Annotated in this window: 20 protein-coding genes; 15 read left to right on the forward strand and 5 right to left on the reverse strand. The window is 72.9% G+C overall.

What is annotated here, in order from left to right; all coding sequences use genetic code 11:
• Positions 1–42 precede the first annotated feature (42 nt).
• Positions 43–549: a toxin-antitoxin system HicB family antitoxin gene (locus OU416_RS36025; protein WP_270931562.1), complete on the reverse strand. Its 507-nt coding sequence runs from the start codon at positions 547–549 to the stop codon at positions 43–45.
• 143 nt (positions 550–692) lie between these two features.
• A complete protein-coding gene (locus OU416_RS36030) occupies positions 693–1,748 on the reverse strand; it encodes a lactonase family protein (protein WP_270931563.1) in 1,056 nt (351 codons plus the stop codon).
• A 179-nt stretch (positions 1,749–1,927) separates the two neighbouring features.
• Between OU416_RS36030 and rocD the strand changes: the two genes are divergently transcribed.
• Positions 1,928–3,160, forward strand: coding sequence for an ornithine--oxo-acid transaminase (rocD, locus tag OU416_RS36035; RefSeq protein ID WP_270931564.1), 1,233 nt, complete (start codon positions 1,928–1,930; stop codon positions 3,158–3,160).
• A 124-nt stretch (positions 3,161–3,284) separates the two neighbouring features.
• Here rocD and zapE read toward each other — a convergent pair whose 3' ends face one another.
• A complete protein-coding gene (gene zapE / locus OU416_RS36040) occupies positions 3,285–4,307 on the reverse strand; it encodes a cell division protein ZapE (protein WP_270931565.1) in 1,023 nt (340 codons plus the stop codon).
• 295 nt (positions 4,308–4,602) lie between these two features.
• On the opposite strand from zapE, the gene OU416_RS36045 reads away from it, so the two are divergent.
• From OU416_RS36045 to OU416_RS36100, 12 genes are all read left to right on the forward strand, one after another.
• Positions 4,603–5,355 carry a pyrimidine reductase family protein gene (locus OU416_RS36045; protein WP_270931566.1) on the forward strand — a complete coding sequence of 251 codons (753 nt, stop codon included), beginning with the start codon at positions 4,603–4,605 and terminating at the stop codon, positions 5,353–5,355.
• Positions 5,352–5,909, forward strand: coding sequence for an RNA polymerase sigma factor (locus tag OU416_RS36050; protein WP_270931567.1), 558 nt, complete (start codon positions 5,352–5,354; stop codon positions 5,907–5,909). The genes OU416_RS36045 and OU416_RS36050 overlap by 4 nt, the downstream gene beginning before the upstream one ends.
• Complete coding sequence (locus OU416_RS36055) at positions 5,902–6,453, forward strand: anti-sigma factor family protein (protein ID WP_270931568.1); 552 nt, start codon at positions 5,902–5,904, stop codon at positions 6,451–6,453. The genes OU416_RS36050 and OU416_RS36055 overlap by 8 nt, the downstream gene beginning before the upstream one ends.
• Before the next feature lie 116 nt (positions 6,454–6,569).
• Positions 6,570–7,079, forward strand: coding sequence for an Asp23/Gls24 family envelope stress response protein (locus tag OU416_RS36060; protein WP_270931569.1), 510 nt, complete (start codon positions 6,570–6,572; stop codon positions 7,077–7,079).
• Between the two features lie 249 nt (positions 7,080–7,328).
• Positions 7,329–7,628, forward strand: a complete 300-nt coding sequence (locus tag OU416_RS36065; protein WP_270931570.1) for a hypothetical protein — start codon at positions 7,329–7,331, stop codon at positions 7,626–7,628.
• Positions 7,625–7,870: a hypothetical protein gene (locus OU416_RS36070; protein ID WP_270931571.1), complete on the forward strand. Its 246-nt coding sequence runs from the start codon at positions 7,625–7,627 to the stop codon at positions 7,868–7,870. The genes OU416_RS36065 and OU416_RS36070 overlap by 4 nt, the downstream gene beginning before the upstream one ends.
• Positions 7,871–7,908: 38 nt before the next feature.
• Positions 7,909–8,088, forward strand: a complete 180-nt coding sequence (locus tag OU416_RS36075; RefSeq protein WP_093157530.1) for a hypothetical protein — start codon at positions 7,909–7,911, stop codon at positions 8,086–8,088.
• Complete coding sequence (locus OU416_RS36080; protein WP_270931572.1) at positions 8,085–8,456, forward strand: Asp23/Gls24 family envelope stress response protein; 372 nt, start codon at positions 8,085–8,087, stop codon at positions 8,454–8,456. The genes OU416_RS36075 and OU416_RS36080 overlap by 4 nt, the downstream gene beginning before the upstream one ends.
• Before the next feature lie 4 nt (positions 8,457–8,460).
• Positions 8,461–8,997 carry a DUF6286 domain-containing protein gene (locus tag OU416_RS36085; RefSeq protein WP_270931573.1) on the forward strand — a complete coding sequence of 179 codons (537 nt, stop codon included), beginning with the start codon at positions 8,461–8,463 and terminating at the stop codon, positions 8,995–8,997.
• A 46-nt stretch (positions 8,998–9,043) separates the two neighbouring features.
• Positions 9,044–9,709: an alkaline shock response membrane anchor protein AmaP gene (amaP, locus tag OU416_RS36090; protein ID WP_270931574.1), complete on the forward strand. Its 666-nt coding sequence runs from the start codon at positions 9,044–9,046 to the stop codon at positions 9,707–9,709.
• Between the two features lie 15 nt (positions 9,710–9,724).
• Entirely contained in the window at positions 9,725–10,825 is a 1,101-nt protein-coding gene (locus tag OU416_RS36095) for an ATP-dependent DNA ligase (RefSeq protein WP_270931575.1), read from the forward strand.
• A 10-nt stretch (positions 10,826–10,835) separates the two neighbouring features.
• Positions 10,836–11,726: a 2-dehydropantoate 2-reductase gene (locus tag OU416_RS36100; RefSeq protein ID WP_270931576.1), complete on the forward strand. Its 891-nt coding sequence runs from the start codon at positions 10,836–10,838 to the stop codon at positions 11,724–11,726.
• A gap of 85 nt (positions 11,727–11,811) precedes the next feature.
• On the opposite strand, the gene OU416_RS36105 is transcribed toward OU416_RS36100, so the two are convergent.
• On the reverse strand, positions 11,812–12,759 hold the full coding sequence (locus OU416_RS36105; RefSeq protein WP_372907134.1) for an EamA family transporter: 948 nt from the start codon (positions 12,757–12,759) through the stop codon (positions 11,812–11,814).
• Between the two features lie 142 nt (positions 12,760–12,901).
• Here OU416_RS36105 and OU416_RS36110 point away from each other — a divergent pair, with 142 nt between their 5' ends.
• Both OU416_RS36110 and OU416_RS36115 read left to right on the forward strand, forming a co-directional pair.
• Positions 12,902–14,461 (forward strand): alpha/beta hydrolase, encoded by a 1,560-nt coding sequence (locus tag OU416_RS36110; protein ID WP_270931577.1) that lies wholly within the window; start codon positions 12,902–12,904, stop codon positions 14,459–14,461.
• A gap of 314 nt (positions 14,462–14,775) precedes the next feature.
• Complete coding sequence (locus OU416_RS36115) at positions 14,776–15,336, forward strand: AAA family ATPase (protein ID WP_270931578.1); 561 nt, start codon at positions 14,776–14,778, stop codon at positions 15,334–15,336.
• Position 15,337: 1 nt separating this feature from the next.
• On the opposite strand, the gene OU416_RS36120 is transcribed toward OU416_RS36115, so the two are convergent.
• The gene (locus OU416_RS36120) at positions 15,338–16,111 is read right to left on the reverse strand and encodes a DUF4389 domain-containing protein (RefSeq protein WP_270931579.1); all 774 of its coding nucleotides are present in this window, start codon (positions 16,109–16,111) and stop codon (positions 15,338–15,340) included.
• Between the last annotated feature and the right edge of the window lie 20 nt (positions 16,112–16,131).

Below are 16,131 nucleotides of genomic sequence, written 5' to 3' on the forward strand. Positions count from 1 at the left end.
GCTGGTCGGGGATGTGCGGTGAGCGGAAAGTTCCGGTGGTGGTTAGCGAACCCAGCCGGTGTAGTGCTGGCCGCCGCGCGCGGCGCGGCGGGTGGTGCGGCGTCCGGATTCCAGCGCGGCGGACGCGGCTCGCACGAGCCAGGCGTTGGCCGACAGGCCGTCGCGGTTGGCGGCCGTCTCGATCTGCGCCTTGAGGTGCTCGGGCAGGCGGAGGTTGATCCGCGTCATGGCCCCGTCGTCGCCCTCCTGCGGGGCCGACGGCTCCGGCTGCTCCGGCTCCGCCTCGGCTTCGGCGGCCTCCTCGGCAGGCGGCGGGGTCACGACGAAGCCGGGATTCCCGCCGCGCAGCCGCAGGTCGACCGAGCCCGGGGCGAGGTCCCGGGTGATCTCGTCGGCAGCGTCCGACAGCGCGTCCAGCAGGGTCAGCCGGACGGCCGAGTCGAGCGGCGCGGTGAGGCGCTCGGCGAGCGCCCGGGCGTCCTCCCCGCTCGCTTCGGCCGCGACGGCGAGCTGGTGGCGCAGGTTGTCGACGTACGTCGTGAGATCCATGGCACCATCATGGCATCACATCGGTGCCATCGCAAGCCCGGGGTGGCTCATCAAGCCGAGCAACACCCTGGGCCGACCGCGCGAACTAGCGCTTCACCTGCGAATACGATGCGATATGGAGGCACCCGAAAAGTGTGGTGCCATCATGGCACCGGCAGGATGCAGACTGGCGTCGGAGTGGCGACCGGGTCGCCGAGCGGGGTCAGCTCGCCCTGCGGCGAGATCGCGAACGCCTGCACGTCGTCGCTGCGCTGGCCCGCCGCGAACAGGACCCCGCCGTCCGGGGACAGCGCGATGTGGCGGGGCTCGGCCACTCCCGCCGGGTGGATGCCGAGCAGCCGGAACTCGCCGTCGCCGGCATCGGTCCGGAAGACCGCGATGCTGTCGTGGCCGCGGTTGGAGGCCAGCACGAACCGGCCGTCCGGGGTCACCACCACCTCGGCGGCCAGGCTCGGCCGCCCGTGGTCCGGCGGCAGCGAGCTGAGCGTCCGCCCCGGCTCCAAGGCACCCGAGGACGGGTCGTAGCCGAGCTCGGTGACCGACGACGCCAGCTCGTTGACCAGGTAGGCGCGCTTGCCGTCCGGGTGGAACGCCAGGTGCCGGGGCCCGGTCCCGGCGCGCAGCGCCAGCTCGTGCCGGAGCATCAGGTGCCCGCTGTCCGCGTCGAAGTCGTAGGTGTAGATCGAATCGGTGCCCAGGTCCACCGCCAGCACGAACCGGCCGGTGGGATCGGGCAGCACCTGGTGCGCGTGCGGGCCCTCCTGGCGCTGCGGGTTCGGGCCGCTGCCGCTGTGCTGCACCACGTGGCACGGTTCGCGCAGCACACCGCCGGCGTCGATCGGGTGCACCACCACGTTGCCGGACTCGTAGTTCGCGGTCAGCAGGTACTTCCCGGACGGGTGCACGCTCAGGTGGCACGGAGCCGCGCCGAGGGTCGGCTGCGAGTTCAGCTCGCGGAGGGTTCCGTCGTCGCGGACCTCCAGCGCGAAGACCCGGCCGTCGCGCTCCTCGCTGACCGCGAACAGCGTCGACCCGTCCGGCGCGAGCGCCAGGAACGACGGGTCGTGGATCTCGGCGACGCCTTCGGCGCACCGCAGCGAACCGCGCCCGTCGGCGGTGGCCGACCGGATGCCGTCGGCCGCCGAATCCGCGCCCGTGTAGGCACCCAGGTACACCCGGTACTCACCCTCGTCCGGCATCGATGTCCCGCCTTCCGCCGCTGCGAATCCCCCGTCGGCCACATGATGTCAAGCCGACGCCCAGTTCCCTCGATGAAACAACGATCAGACGACACCGGCGTTGACCACGCAACGAAGTGCCATCGCAAGCAACGCCTAGCGGCTGAAATCTTCGCCACCTGCGACATAGCCTTGTGTCCATGACAGCCGTTCCGTCGCACCTCGAAGCTTCGTCGAAGGCCGCCGGTCTCCGCGCCCTCGACGACCAGTACAGCGCGCACAACTACCACCCGCTGCCGGTCGTGATCGCCGAGGCCGACGGCGCCTGGATGACCGATGTGGACGGACGGCGCCACCTGGACTTCCTGGCCGGGTACTCGGCGCTGAACTTCGGCCACCGGCACCCCGCGCTGGTCGCCGCCGCCACCGAGCAGCTCGGCCGGGTCACGCTGACCAGCCGCGCGTTCCACCACGACCAGCTCGGCCCGTTCTGCCGCGAGCTCGCCGAGCTCACCGGCACCGACCGGGTGCTGCCGATGAACTCCGGCGCGGAGGCCGTCGAGTCCGCCATCAAGATCGCCCGGAAGTGGGCCTACCAGGTCAAGGGCGTGCCGGAGAACCAGGCGGAGATCATCGTCGCCGGCTCCAACTTCCACGGCCGCACCACCACCATCGTGTCGTTCTCCACCGACCCGGTCGCGCACGACGGGTTCGGGCCGTACACGCCGGGCTTCCGCATCACCGAGTACGGCGACGCCGCAGCGGTGGAAGCGGCCATCAGCGAGCGCACCGCGGCGGTGCTGGTCGAGCCGATCCAGGGCGAGGCGGGCGTGATCGTGCCGCCCGCCGACTACCTGCCGCGGCTGCGGCGGCTCTGCGACGAGCACGGCGCGCTGCTGATCGCCGACGAGATCCAGTCCGGCCTGGCCCGCACCGGTGAACTGCTGGCCAGCGAGCACGACGGCATCCGCGCCGACCTCTACACCCTCGGCAAGGCGCTCGGCGGCGGCATCCTGCCGGTGTCCGCGGTGGTGGGCCGCGACGACGTCCTCGGCGTCCTGCGCCCCGGCCAGCACGGCTCCACCTTCGGCGGCAACCCGCTGGCCTGCGCCGTCGGGCGCGCTGTGATCCGCCTGCTGAGCACCGGCGAGTTCCAGGAGCGCTCGCGCGACCTCGGCGCCCACATGCACGCCCGGCTCGGCGAGCTCGTCGGCCGCGGAGTGCTGGAGGTCCGCGGGCGCGGGCTGTGGGCAGGCGTGGAGATCGCCCCGGGCGGCCCGACCGGCCGCGAGGCCAGCGAAGCCCTCGTCGAGCGCGGTGTCCTGTGCAAGGAAACCCAGGACACCACCCTGCGCCTGGCCCCGCCCCTGGTGATCACCCGCGACGAGCTCGACACCGGCCTGGACGCCATCACCGAAGTCCTGGCCCGCTGAACCCCGCCGTCACCCGGGCAGCGGTCAATTTCGTACGAAATTGACGCAGCCCCCACCGCGCGGACGGCGTTCGCGCTGGTGGGGGCTGCGTTCGGACCGAGCCGGGTTTCACCGGAAAGGGCGGTCAGGAGGTGGCGAGGTCCCGGGAGAGGGCCGTCAGGCGGCTGATCGCGCGGAGGTACTTCTTCCGGTAGCCGCCCTGCAGCATCTCCTCGGTGAACAGCGCCGACAGCGCCTCGCCCGAGACGCGCACCGGGATCGAGCGGTCGTAGAGCCGGTCGGCCAGGGCCACCAGGCGCAGCGCCACGTCCTGGTCCGGCGCGGCGTGGACGCCGCTGAGGTGCACCGCGGTCACGCCGTCGACCAGGCGGCCGTACTTCGAGGCGTGCAGCCCGGCGAGGAAGTCGCACAGCTCGTCGAAGTCGTCCAGCGTCGAACCGTCGGTCGCCTCCGCCAGTCGGACCAGCTCGTCGTCGCTCATCGGCGGCGGCGCGTCGGGCAGCCCGCGGTGCCGGTAGTCCGGGCCGTCGACCCGCAGGACGCCGAAGCGCGCCGACATCGCGTGGATCTCGCGGAGGAAGTCCGCCGCCGCGAACCGGCCCTCGCCGAGCTTGTCCGGCAGCGTGTTGGAGGTGGCCGCGATGTGCACGCCCGCGTCGGTGAGCTTGGCGATCAGCTGGGTGACCAGCATCGTGTCGCCGGGATCGTCCAGCTCGAACTCGTCGATGGCCAGCAGCTTGTGCTCGGACAGCCGCCGCACCGTCTCGGCGAAGCCCAGCGCGCCGACCAGGCCGGTGACCTCGACGAACGTGCCGAAGGCCTTGCGCCCTTCGGTGGCGTGCCACAGCGAGGCGAGCAGGTGGGTCTTGCCGACGCCGAAGCCGCCGTCGAGGTAGAGGCCCCGCTTGCCGCCATCGGCCTTCTTCTTGCCGAACATCCCGCGCAGCCACGACCCGCCGCCGTCGGCGTTGATCCGCTCGGCGAACGCCGCGCACTCCCGGACCGCGGCCGCCTGGCTGGGCTCGTCGGGGTTGGGCACGTAGGTGTCGAAGCGGACCGCGTCGAACATCGGCGGCGGAGTCATCGCCTGGACCAGCTCGTCCGGGGTGAGCTCGGGACGGCGGTCTGCCAGACGCGGAAAACTCATGCGCCGACTCTATAAGAAGCCATGTCACTCGTTTTGCGTAGCGGTGCCGGTAGCGGAACCTCAGAGCCCGCCTGGACTGCGGGTGCCCGGCTTTATGTATGCCAATACACGGCAGCCGGGCCGTCCTCGCCAGGCGGACTCTGAGAACCCGCGGCGGTGAAAGCTGCGAGGGCGGGCTAAACGCCTCCGGCGTTTCAAGACAAAGAACCAGGTTCGCGGCCACCTCGCGGTCCGGCCGCGCGGGCACGTGCTCCTGCTCACCCGCCGAGGCGCCGGACGTGGTGGAATCGGGCACGTGGTGGACGAGCTCTGGCCGCTGGACGGCGCGCGACGGGTCGACGACGAGCTGGAACGGTTCTACGCCTTCCCCGAGCAGCTGGACCGCCCGTGGGTTCGGGTCAACTTCGTCTCCAGCCTGGACGGCGCGGTGACCGTGCACGGCAGTTCGCGCGGCCTGTCGGCGCCGGTGGACCAGCGCGTGCTGGGCCTGATCCGGGATCTCTCCGACGTGGTGCTGGTCGGCGTGGGCACCGCGCTGGCCGAGGGCTACCGCGGGATCAAGCGCACCGAGGTCCGCGCGGAGCGGCGCGAGCGCCACGGCCTGTCGGAGATCCCGCCGATCGCGCTGGTCACCGCCCGCGCCTCGCTGCCCCCGGATTCGCCGCTGCTGACCGACACCGCGGTGCCGCCGATCGTGCTCACCACCGAGGCCGCGCCCGGGCGGCGGCGGGCCGAGCTCGCCGACGCGGGCGCCGACGTCGTGGTCACCGGCGACGCCGAGGTGGATCTGCGGGTGGCGCTGGACGCGCTGGCCGAGCGAGGGCTGCGGCGCATCGGTTGCGAAGGCGGACCGAGGCTGTTCGGCTCGCTGATCGACCAGGACCTCGTCGACGAGCTGTGCCTGACCCTCTCCCCCTTGCTGGCCAGCGGCGACGCCGGCCGGATCGCGGTGGGGTCCGGCGCCGAGCCGCCGCGGAGCATGCGGCTGGACTCGGTTCTGCACGCGGAATCGCTGCTCCTGCTGCGTTACGCGAGAATGCGCGAGTGACTGTTGGGGCCGGCACCGACGAGGCGCTCGTGGCCGCCGCGCAACGCGGCGACGCGGCCGCCTTCGACCAGCTGGTCCGCAGGCACACCGCCACCATGTACCGCGTCGCCTACCGCGTCCTCGGGGATTCCGCGGAGGCCGAGGACGCGGTGCAGGAGGCGTGGGTGTCGGCCTGGCGCGGGCTGGCCAGGTTCCGCGGCGATTCGGCCCCGACGACCTGGCTGTACCGGGTGGTCACCAACGCGGCCCTGGCCCAGGTGCGCCGCCGCAAGCCCACGGTGCCGCTGGAACCGACCGCCGAGTTGATCTCCGACCGCGGCACGGTCGACCCTGAAGGGCACGCGGTCCGCAGCGAGGAGGCCGCGCTCGTGCACCGGGCCATCGACACGCTCGAACCCTCGCAACGCGTGCCGCTGGTGCTGCGCGAGCTGGAGGGCATGAGCTACGAGGAGATCGCGGAGGTGCTCGAAGTGCCGGTGCCCGCGCTGCGCTCCCGGCTGCACCGGGCGCGCACGACGCTGCTGGCCAGGTTGCGGGAGATGCGCGATGGCTGATCACTCCGCCGACCGGGTGCTGCCCTGCGGCCGAACCGACGCCGAGCTGCTCGACGTCCTCGCCGACAGCGCCCCGCCGGAACTCGCCGAGCACGTCCGGACCTGCCCGCACTGCCAGGCCGAGCTGGCGGAGCTGAAGGCCGTCTGGGCCCCTGTGCGGCGCACCGCGCAGATCCCGGTCGAACCGCCGCACGGCCTGGTGGAACGCGCCTTGATGACGGTTCGCGGGGTGCGCGGCGGGCGCGGCGCCGCGCCGGTCGAACTCGCCCAGGAGGGCGGCGCGCTGCGGATCCACCCGCAGGCGGTGGTGCTGCTGACGCGCCAGCTGTGCGCGGAGATCCTCACCCGCCACCCGGGCGCGCACCTGCGCGGCTGCGTCGGCGACGCCGACGAGGTGCGGGTGGACCTGGCGGTCCGCTACCTGCTGCCCGCGAGCCTTGCCGAGCAGGTCCAGCAGGACCTGGTCGCCGCCCTGCGGGACGTCCTCGGCGCGGGTGCGCCGGAGGTGTGGGTGCGCATCGTCGACGTCGAGCCGCCGAGATGAGAATGGTGACGTGGCCCACAGCCGCGCAAGATCACGTCGGATGCGCGCATCCGACTCGTACCAGAACACGCCGGGCCGACGCGGCGCCGGCACAACCGGGAAGGAGCGTCATTTCCATGGCTCAGAACAGCGGGAGCACCCAGAACGCGACCGAGCGCGGCAGCACCGAGAGCCGCCGGATCCCGGAGACGCGCACGAGCACGGCGCCGGACCGGCTGGCCGACGACACCTCCCAGGGCAAGACGACCATCGCGGCCTCGGTGGTGCAGAAGATCGCGGGCATCGCGGCCCGCGAGATCTCCGGCGTGTACGCGATGGGCGGCGGCGTCTCCCGGGCGTTCGGCGCGATCCGGGAGCGGATCCCGGGTGGTAGCGGCACCTCCTCCACCTCCGGCGTGCAGGTCGAGGTGGGCGAGAAGCAGGCCGCGGTCGACCTGGACATCGTGGTCGAGTACGGCGCGTCCATCGTGGACCTCGCGCGCGCGGTGCGGCGCAACGTGATCACCGCGGTCGAGCGGATGACCGGGCTGGAGGTCATCGAGGTCAACATCGCGGTCAACGACATCCACCTGCCCAACGAGGACGGCGAGGAACCCGCCCAGCCGGCCGCTTCCCGCGTCGAATGACCACCAAGAAGCCTGTCGGCGTAGCCGTCCGCGCTTGTGCAAGCGGCGGCAGCCGCTTTGAGTACGCACGCAGCTCGCACCGCCGCGGGTTCTGAGTGGTTTCCTGGCGAGGACGGCCCCTCCGCCGTGTATTCGTTCATACATCAGGAGGGGCACCCGCAGTCCAGGGAAGCACTCAGGTTCCGCCACCCGCACCGCCACGCAAAACGACCACCAGCAGGCCCTGACATCCAGGAGGACGTCCGCCGAATGCCGGAGCAGGTTTCCGCCAGCCAGCTCGCCGACCGGGCGCTCGCCCATCCCGCGGTGGCGCGGCTGCACGGCGGGCAGTACGGCGAGATCGCCACCTACCAGCCCGGGCAGCGGATCACCGGGGTCCGGGTGGGCGAGCGCGCGGTCGAGGTCGCGGTGGTGCTGCGGCTGGACCGGCCGCTGCCGGAAGTGCTGGCCGAGCTGCGCGGTGAGCTGGCCGCGATCGCGGGCGGCGTCCCGGTGGACATCACCGTGGCCGACGTGGTCGTGCCTGGAGAACCGCCGGAGGGCGCATGATGGTCGCTGTGCAGCAGGATCTGGAGACCCGCCGCGCGATCCGCGCGTTCGTCCGGGCCCACCACCCGGACGTCGGCGGCGACCCGGAGGCCTTCGCCGCCGGGCTCGCCGAACTGCGCGCGGGCCGCGACCGCTACGACGCGCCGGTCGTGATCGTGCACCGGCCGCGCGGGGTCCGCGGCCTGGTGCACCGGTTCCGCGGCTGGCGGGCCCGCCGCAACCGCCCGCCCCGAGTCCGCTGAGTACAAGCCGAAGACAGTCCCCTTGGAGGGTTTGCCAGATGAATTGGACACAGACCGGGCTGCTCGCCGGGCTCATCCTCGGCGCGGCCGCCGCGCTCGGCGGATTCACCGGCTTCCTGATCGCGCTGCTGGTCGGCGCGCTCGGGCTGGTGGTCGGCAGGCTGCTGGACGGCGAGCTGGAGATCGGCGACATCCTGGGCCGCGGGCGGGACCGATGAGCACCGGCACCGCCGAGCGCGCCGACCCCGCCGACCGGGGCCGGTTGCAGATCAGCCGCTCGGTCCTGCGCAAGATCGCCGAGCACACCGCCGACCAGGACCCGGGGTGCGCGCGGACGCGCCGCCGGATCGGCGGGCTCGGGCTCGGCGAGCACGGGGCCAGCGCCCAGGTCTCGGGCCCGGACGACGCGCTGCGCATCCGGCTCGACGTGGCGCTGCGCTACCCGGCGCCGGTCCGCGAAGCCGTCGCGGCGCTGCGCACCCGGATCGGCGAGGAGCTGGCGCGCCTGACCGACTGCCAGGTGCGCACCGTCGACGTCACCGTGTCCGCGCTGGTCGCCGCGGACGCACCGCCCCGGGTGGAGTGAGCACATGCGCTTTGTCGTTCGGCTGATCACGACGTTGCTCGGCCTGGCCGCCGCCGCTGCCGGTGCGGTGCTGGTGATCGAAGCGGTGGGCGCGCTGGTGCGGCCGGGCACCGGTGCCCTGATCGTTCCCTGGCAGCGCGTCCACGCCGCGCTGAGCGTGGTGTCGTGGGACGACGCCCCGGTCCGGGCGAGCGCCGCCGTGGTGCTCGTGGCCGGGCTGCTCCTGCTGCTGGTCGCGACGACCTCGCGACGGCGCGAGATCCGCCTGCACGATCCCGCGCCGGAGGTCACGGTCACGACCGATCCGCGCTCGCTGGCGCGACTGGTCGGTCACCAGGTGCGCGACCAGGACGGCGTCGCCACCGCCTCGGTGACCGCGAGCGCCAAGCGCGTCCAGGTCCGAGCCAGCTCGCAGTTCCGCGACACCGGCGATCTGCGCGGCCGACTGACCGAAGCCGCCGAGCACGCCGTGCACGACCTCCCGCTGCGCACCACTCCGAAGGTCCTGGTGTCGGTGAGCACGCCCAAGGAGCGGCGATGACACCTCTCGTATCGAGCCCTGCTCAACCGCACCTCAGGGGACCGTGATGCAACCCAGCCACGAGAACGAGAGATCGATCCGGACGCAACCACCGCTGAAGAACGCGGAGCGGCGGGACCGGATCAAGCCGAGCACCACGCCCACCGGTCGCGCTCTGGGCTTCGAACGCGGTGTCGTCACGGTGATCGCGCTGATCGCCGTGCTGCTCGGCGCCGCGGTGCTGCTGGTCGGAACCGGCTGGCTCGGTCTCTTCCGGGCGCAGCGCCCGCTGGCCGACCCGATCCTGGTGCAGTGGCTGAGCGACAACTCGCGGCTCGCCCTCGTGATCGCGATCGTGCTCGGCGTGCTGCTGTTCGCCCTGGGCCTGTGGTGGGTGATCCGGGCGCTGCGCCCGGAGTCCCGGCCGGACGTGCGGCTGGAGCGCGGCAGCGCCGAGCTGACGGTGACCGCCGCGGCGCTGACCGAAGCGGTGCGCGCCGACGCCGAGCAGGTCACCGGCGTCAACCGGGCGCACGTGCGGATGGCCGGTGACGAGCGGCGCCCGTCGCTGCGCCTGACGCTGTCCCTGCAGGAGGGCACCAACGTCCGGCAGGTGTGGGAGGACCTCGACGCGAAAGTCCTCTCCCGCGCCCGCGAAGCGCTGGGGACCGATACCTTGCCCACGGCGATCCGCCTGCGACTGGACCGGGCGCCCCGCCAACGCGTCCGCTGACCGAGGAGGTCCGCTGTGCTCCCCCTGCAGCCACCGGTGAAACCGATGCTGGCCAGCCCGACCGACGGCATCCCCCGGCGAGGCGGACTGCTCTTCGAACCGAAGTTCGACGGCTTCCGCTGCCTGGTGTTCGCCGATCCGCAGGCCGATCCGCCGGTGCAGCTGCAGTCCCGCACCGGCCGGTCCCTCGACCGCTACTTCCCGGAGGTGCTGGCAGGCGTCGCCGAGCACCTCGACCGGCCCGCGGTGCTCGACGGCGAGCTGGTGGTGACCCAGCGCGACGACGCAGGCGACCGGCTGGACTGGGACGCCCTGAGCGAGCGCATCCACCCGGCCGCCAGCCGCGTCCGGCTGCTCGCCGAGCAGACCCCGGCCACCTTCATCGCCTTCGACCTGCTGGCCCTCGACGACCGCGACCTCACCGAGGCCCCGCAGACCGAGCGCCGCGAACTGCTCGCCGGTCTCGGCCTCGACCACGTCGGCCTGCGCACCACGCCGGTCACCGACGACCCGGACACCGCGGCGGAGTGGTTCCGGACCTTCGAGGGCGCCGGGCTGGACGGCATCATCGCCAAGCCCACCGGCGGCGCCTACCTGCCCGGCAAGCGGACCATGCTCAAGATCAAGCACTCGCGCACCGCCGACTGCGTGGTGGCCGGGCTGCGCTGGCACGCCAAGACCGAGCCCGGCACCGCGGTGGGCTCGCTGCAGCTGGGCCTGCACGACGAGCACGGCGTGCTGCACCACGTCGGCGTCGTGGGCGCGTTCCCCGCCGCCCGGCGGCGCGAGCTGGCCACCGAGCTCGCCGGGCTCATCACCGACGGCGAGCACCCGTGGGTGGGCCCGAACGCGACGGGCCGCCGGCTGCCCGGCTCGGTCAACCGCTGGAACAGCAGCGAGCAGCCCTGGGTCCCGCTGCGGCCGGAGCGGGTCGTCGAGGTCTCCTACGACCACACCGAGGGCGGGCACCCCGCGCGCTTCCGCCACACCACCCAGTTCGTGCGGTGGCGGCCGGACCGCGACCCGGAGTCCTGCCGCTACGACCAGCTGGACGAACCGACGCGCTACGACCTGGACGCGGTGCTGACCGGCGAGGTGGACCGCTCGGGCGGGTAATGTCCGTGCCGTGCACATCGCGATCATCGGCTCGGGCGGTATCGGCGGGGTTCTCGCGGCGGCAGCGCACGCCGCCGGGCACCAGGTGACGTTGTGCGTGCGCACGCCGTTCGACCGGTTGACGGTGGAAACCCCGGACGGTGCCGCGGAGGTCCCGGCGACGGTGGTGACCGAGCCCGGCGCGGTGCGTGGCGCCGACTGGATCCTGCTGACCACCAAGGTCCAGGACGTGCCGAGCGCGGCGGGCTGGTTGCAGCGGCTGGACGACGGCCGCGCGCCGATCGTGGTGGTGCAGAACGGCGTCGAGCACCGCGAATCGGTCGCCGGGATGGGCCTGCGCGGCCCGGTGCTGCCCGCGCTGATCTACGTCGCGGCCGAGCGGGTGCGCCCCGGCCGCGTGGTGCGCCGCTCCCCCGTCACCATGCAGGTCGAGGCGGGCGCGGTCGGCGAGCGGTTCGCCGAGCTGATCTCCGGCGGGCCGCTGACCGTCCGCCCCACCGAGCGCTTCCACACGGCGGTGTGGCGCAAGATGCTGACCAACCTGGCACCGAACCCGATCACCGCGCTCGCCCTGCGCCGCCTCGACGTGCTGGCCGAACCGGACGTGCGCGAACTGTGCGGGGGCATCCTCGCCGAAGCGGTCGAGGTGGCCCGCGCCGAAGGCGCCGACCTCACCCACGACGACGCCGAGCAGGTGCTGGCGGACTACATCGACAAGTTCCCGCCGACCAACGGCACGTCGATGCTCTACGACCGGCTCGCAGGCCTGCCCACCGAGCACGAGCACATCACCGGCCCGCTGGTCCGGGCTGCCGAGAAGCACGGAATCCCGGTGCCCCTCAACAAGACCCTCCTGACCCTGATGCGAGCCCTCCGCCCCGCGAAGCTCCCGATGGTCTGACGGTTCAGCCAGGTCAGCACCCGTGAGTGTTTCGAGGGGCTATAGCACCCCGAAGCACTCACGGCACCCGGCCAGCCGCGCGGAGCTAGTTGGCGCCGGTGTCCTCGGGTTTGGGTCCGGACTTGGTCATGCCGACCGCGCCCACCGAGGCGATGACCACGCAGGCGATCGCCACCCACTGCCAGACGCCGAGGAGCTCGCCCAGGACCAGGAGGCCCGCCAGGGCCGCCACCGCCGGTTCCAGGCTCATCAGGACGCCGAAGACCCTCGGCGGCATGCGGCGCAGCGCTTCCAGTTCCAGGGAGTACGGGATCACCGAGGACATCAGCGCCACCACCAGGCCTGCCACGAGGACCGCCGGGTGCAGCAGCGCCGTGCCCGCCTCGGCGATGCCGAACGGCGCCGCCACCAGCGCGCCGAAGGCCATGCCCAGAGCCAGGCCGGAACCACCGGTGGTCCGGCTGCCGAGCTTCGCACCGACCAGGATGTAGCCCGCCCACATCGCCCCCGCCGCGAGCGCGAAGCCCACGCCGACCGGGTCCAGGCCGCCTTCGACGCGCGCCAGCAGGAACACGCCGAGCCCGGCCAGCGCCGCCCACACCAGGTCCAGCTTGCGGCGCGAGCCGATCACCGCCACCACCAGCGGGCCGAGGAACTCGATGGTCACCGCCGCGCCCAGCGGGATCCGCTCGAACGCCTGGTAGATGCAGACGTTCATGCCCGCCAGCACCGCGCCGTAACCGGCCACCACCGCCAGCGTCCGCCGGTCCATCCGCAGCGACGGGCGCCAGACGGCCAGCAGGATCAGCGCCGCGAAGGTCAACCGCAGCGCCACCACCCCGGAGGCGCCCGCCATGGTGAACAGCTGCTTGGCGAAGGCGGCGCCGACCTGCAGGCTGATCACGCCCACCAGCACCAGCATCGGCGGCGGGATCGCCCCGAGCGCTCTCGCCGGTGCCTGGCCCCAGCTGAACGGCCGCCTGCTCGACGATGCGCCCGAGCCGATCTGCGCGACGTGCACGTTGCCCCTCACGAATCCGGAGTCCGCTTACCGCCGCACGTTAACTCCGCGCCGCCGGGACGCCCAGCGGAATGTCAGGGCCCTCACCGGGGCCTCACCTCGATCATGCGATGCTGACCGGGTTCCGCCACCGCGTCGCCGACGAGGAGTACCCGTGCCGCGCACCTCTCACCGGGCCGGGGCCGTGCTGCTGCCGTTGCTGCTGGTGGTCCTCGCGGCGTGCTCGGCCGGCCCGTCGGACCGCCCGGCGGTCGCGTTCCAGGACGGCGATCAGCAGGTCGCGCCCGCCCCGCAGCCGCCGAAACCGGCGCCCGTCCCGGAGCTCGGCGGGCCCAGCGACGACATGCTCCTGTGGTCGGACTGCACCGACCAGACCCGCGCGGAGCTCGGCGAGCTGCCGGCGGGGATGACCGTCAGCTGCTCGCAGCTGCTCAGCACGCTCGACTCGCCGGAAGCACCCGAACGCGGCACCGCGCGCAACTCGCTGCTGCGCGTCGGTTCCGGCCAGCGCGTGCCGCTGGTGGTGGCCGGCGACGTCGGCGGCGAGCCCGGCACCACGTTCGCCGCGCGCATGGCCGTCCAGCTGCCCGAGCTGCTGAACACCTTCGACATCATCGGCATGGACCGGCGCGGCACCGGCGAATCCGATCCCGCCGCCTGCGTCCCGCAGCCGCAGCGCGAAGCCATCGTCGACTTCGACGCGCGCGCCACCGACCGCGCTCAGCTGGACCGGCTGCTGGACCCGGTGCTGCGGGCGAGCCAGGAGTGCCTGCTCGACCTCGACGAGCGGTTGCAGGCCTACGACACCTGGCGGGCCGCGTCCGATCTCGAAGAGCTGCGCCTGGACCTGGGCGTGCCGAAGCTGCACGCGATCGGCCGCGGCGAGGCCTCGCGGCTGCTGACCACCTACGCCGAGCGCTTCCCGACCTCGGTGGGCCGGATGGTGCTGGACGGCGCGCCGGATCCGACCCGCGACGCCATCGGGCAGGCGGAGCACGAAGCTCAGGCCGCCGAGCACGTCTTCGACGTCTTCGCCGCGGACTGCGCCGGTCGCGGCTGCCCGCTGGGACCGGAACCGCGCAAGACCGTCGACGGCCTCGTCGAGCGCACGCGCCAGGTGCCGCTACCGGCCGGGAACACCACCATCGGCAGCGGCCGCGTGGTGCAGGCGATCCTGCTCGGCCTGAGCGATCGGAAGAACTGGCCCGCGCTGGCCGATGCGCTGGCGGCGGCCGACCGCGGCGACGGTGCCGGGCTGGCGGAGCTCAGCGCGCCGCTGGTCACCGCGCAGGGCATCAACCCGCCGTGGCTGGACGGCGAGCTGATCACCAGCTGCAACGACACCACGCTCCGGGTGCCGCCGCAGCGCGCCGGTGATCTCGCGAAGGACTGGGTGAACAGGTTCCCGCTGTTCGGCGGGGCCGCCGTGCAGCGGCTGGTGTGGTGCGGGTCGTGGCCGGTTCCGCAGCAACCGCTGCCCGCGCCGCGCCGTCCCGACCTGCCGCCGATCCCGGTGATCAGCACCGCGAACGACCCGCTGGTGCTCGAAGCGGGCAGCGAGCACATGGCCGAGCAGCTGCCGACCGGGGTGCTGGTGCGCTGGCAGGGTTCCGGGCACGGCGCCATCGGCCGCTCCCAGTGCGTCACCGGTGCCGTCACCCGGTTCCTGCAGCAGGGCACCGTGCCGACCGACGGCATGGCCTGCCCGGAGTGATCCCGCAAACACCCCGGGCAGACCCGCGCCGCTCAGCCGCAGCTGGAGCAGCAGCCACAGGACGGACCGCTGCAGCTGCCGCAGCAGCTGCAGCCGCCCTGGGGTTGCGGAGCGCGCTCGACTTCGGTGCGGACCATGGTGGCCTCCCGCTTCGTGGGTGATTCCGGCAGTTGCGATGGTGCTCGCCTGCGGAGCAACGCCGACACCGCTGCCCGAGCGAACCGGTGTCCGCCAACGAGCTGATCAGTACCTATGTATTCATTGCAATCAGTAACCGGACGGAAATCCGCGCGACGGATCGGGCGACCGGTGGCATGATCGACTCCTCCGACCGAAGGAGCACCGTGCTCGACCGCGCCATCCTGCTGATCACCGGCATCCAGGCCGCAGGCAAGTCCACCATCGCGCAAGGCATCGCCGAACGGCTGCCGCGCTCGGTGCACCTGCGCGGCGACACGTTCCGCCGCATGGTGATCGGCGGCCGCGAGGAGATGTCCGCGCCGCCGTCGGACGAGGCGCTGCGCCAGCTCCGGCTGCGGCACCGGCTGACCGCGCAGACCGCGGACGCCTACTTCGCCGAGGGCTTCGCGGTCGTCGCCCAGGACGTGGTGCTCGGCGAGCACCTGACCGAGCTGGTCGAGCAGATCCGCAGCCGCCCGCTGCTGGTGGTGGTGCTCGCCCCGGACGTCGAGGCGATCGCCGACCGGGAGGCGGGCCGCGGCAAGACCGCCTACGACACCTGGGCGATCGCCGAGCTGAACGCGGTGCTGCACGAGCAGACCCCGCGGCTGGGCCTGTGGCTGGACACCTCGGGCCAGACCCCGGAGCAGACGGTCGAGGAGATCCTCCGCCGCTGGCCCGAAGCCGTCGTCTGATTCAGCCCGGCAGCGCGTACTGGTAGTCGTCCGGGTAGTGCTCGAACGGCGGGTAGGTCGCCTGGACCGCGCCGTTGCCGATCAGGCCGAGGACGCCCAGCACGATGAACACGACCAGCAGCGCCCGGCCGCCCTTGGACATCACCAGCGGGCGCGTGCCGGGCGACTGGCGCGGCGGGTTCTCCTCCGCCCGCGCGTCGCCGAACAGGTAGCGCGGGTAGGCGCCGGTGAGCAGGTAGAAGTAGGCGTTGGTGCGGAATCCGAAGCGCAGCACCGCGGAGGTGGCGTCGAAGACCGGGCGCGGGGTGCGGCCGAGCACCAGCACGATCAGCCAGATGAACAGCGCCAGCACCGCCCAGCCGTGCGCGACGATCGCGCTGAGGATCGCGGCCGGGATGACCAGGACGATCCGGAAGAGCACCGCCAGCCGGTTCAGCTCGCCCGGCCGCAGCTCGACCCGCACCGGGTAGTCCGGCTGGTCCACCAGGAACGGCGGGTAGCTGTCGACGAGCAGCAGCTGGTAGGCCGACACCCGCGCCTGGTAGCCGATGTAGAGGGCCAGGAACTCCGAGAGCCAGTCCGGCAGGCGCCCCAGGACCAGCGCGGCGAACCAGCCGACGATCAGCACCACCGCGGCCGCGATCGACACGAACCACAGCACGACGAAGTGCGGTACCAGCAGCAGGATCCGCAGCAGGACGGTCCAGCGCCGCTGCCGCTCGGGTGCTGCGACGTCCAGCTCTGGCCGGAACAGGTCCGCTGGCTGCGCGGTCATCGGCGCCTCCTGTCCTAAGT

This window comes from Saccharopolyspora indica (assembly GCF_027853965.1).
Lineage (GTDB): Bacteria > Actinomycetota > Actinomycetes > Mycobacteriales > Pseudonocardiaceae > Saccharopolyspora > Saccharopolyspora indica.

Excerpts from the sequence above, each read along its gene's own strand:
- OU416_RS36025 (WP_270931562.1), bottom strand. The coding sequence starts at position 549 with ATGGATCTCACGACGTACGTCGACAACCTGCGCCACCAGCTCGCCGTC.
- OU416_RS36030 (WP_270931563.1), bottom strand. The coding sequence starts at position 1,748 with ATGCCGGACGAGGGTGAGTACCGGGTGTACCTGGGTGCCTACACGGGC.
- rocD (WP_270931564.1), top strand. The coding sequence starts at position 1,928 with ATGACAGCCGTTCCGTCGCACCTCGAAGCTTCGTCGAAGGCCGCCGGT.
- zapE (WP_270931565.1), bottom strand. The coding sequence starts at position 4,307 with ATGAGTTTTCCGCGTCTGGCAGACCGCCGTCCCGAGCTCACCCCGGAC.
- OU416_RS36055 (WP_270931568.1), top strand. The coding sequence starts at position 5,902 with ATGGCTGATCACTCCGCCGACCGGGTGCTGCCCTGCGGCCGAACCGAC.
- OU416_RS36060 (WP_270931569.1), top strand. The coding sequence starts at position 6,570 with ATGGCTCAGAACAGCGGGAGCACCCAGAACGCGACCGAGCGCGGCAGC.
- OU416_RS36065 (WP_270931570.1), top strand. The coding sequence starts at position 7,329 with ATGCCGGAGCAGGTTTCCGCCAGCCAGCTCGCCGACCGGGCGCTCGCC.
- OU416_RS36070 (WP_270931571.1), top strand. The coding sequence starts at position 7,625 with ATGATGGTCGCTGTGCAGCAGGATCTGGAGACCCGCCGCGCGATCCGC.
- OU416_RS36075 (WP_093157530.1), top strand. The coding sequence starts at position 7,909 with ATGAATTGGACACAGACCGGGCTGCTCGCCGGGCTCATCCTCGGCGCG.
- OU416_RS36080 (WP_270931572.1), top strand. The coding sequence starts at position 8,085 with ATGAGCACCGGCACCGCCGAGCGCGCCGACCCCGCCGACCGGGGCCGG.
- OU416_RS36085 (WP_270931573.1), top strand. The coding sequence starts at position 8,461 with ATGCGCTTTGTCGTTCGGCTGATCACGACGTTGCTCGGCCTGGCCGCC.
- amaP (WP_270931574.1), top strand. The coding sequence starts at position 9,044 with ATGCAACCCAGCCACGAGAACGAGAGATCGATCCGGACGCAACCACCG.
- OU416_RS36115 (WP_270931578.1), top strand. The coding sequence starts at position 14,776 with ATGATCGACTCCTCCGACCGAAGGAGCACCGTGCTCGACCGCGCCATC.
- OU416_RS36120 (WP_270931579.1), bottom strand. The coding sequence starts at position 16,111 with ATGACCGCGCAGCCAGCGGACCTGTTCCGGCCAGAGCTGGACGTCGCA.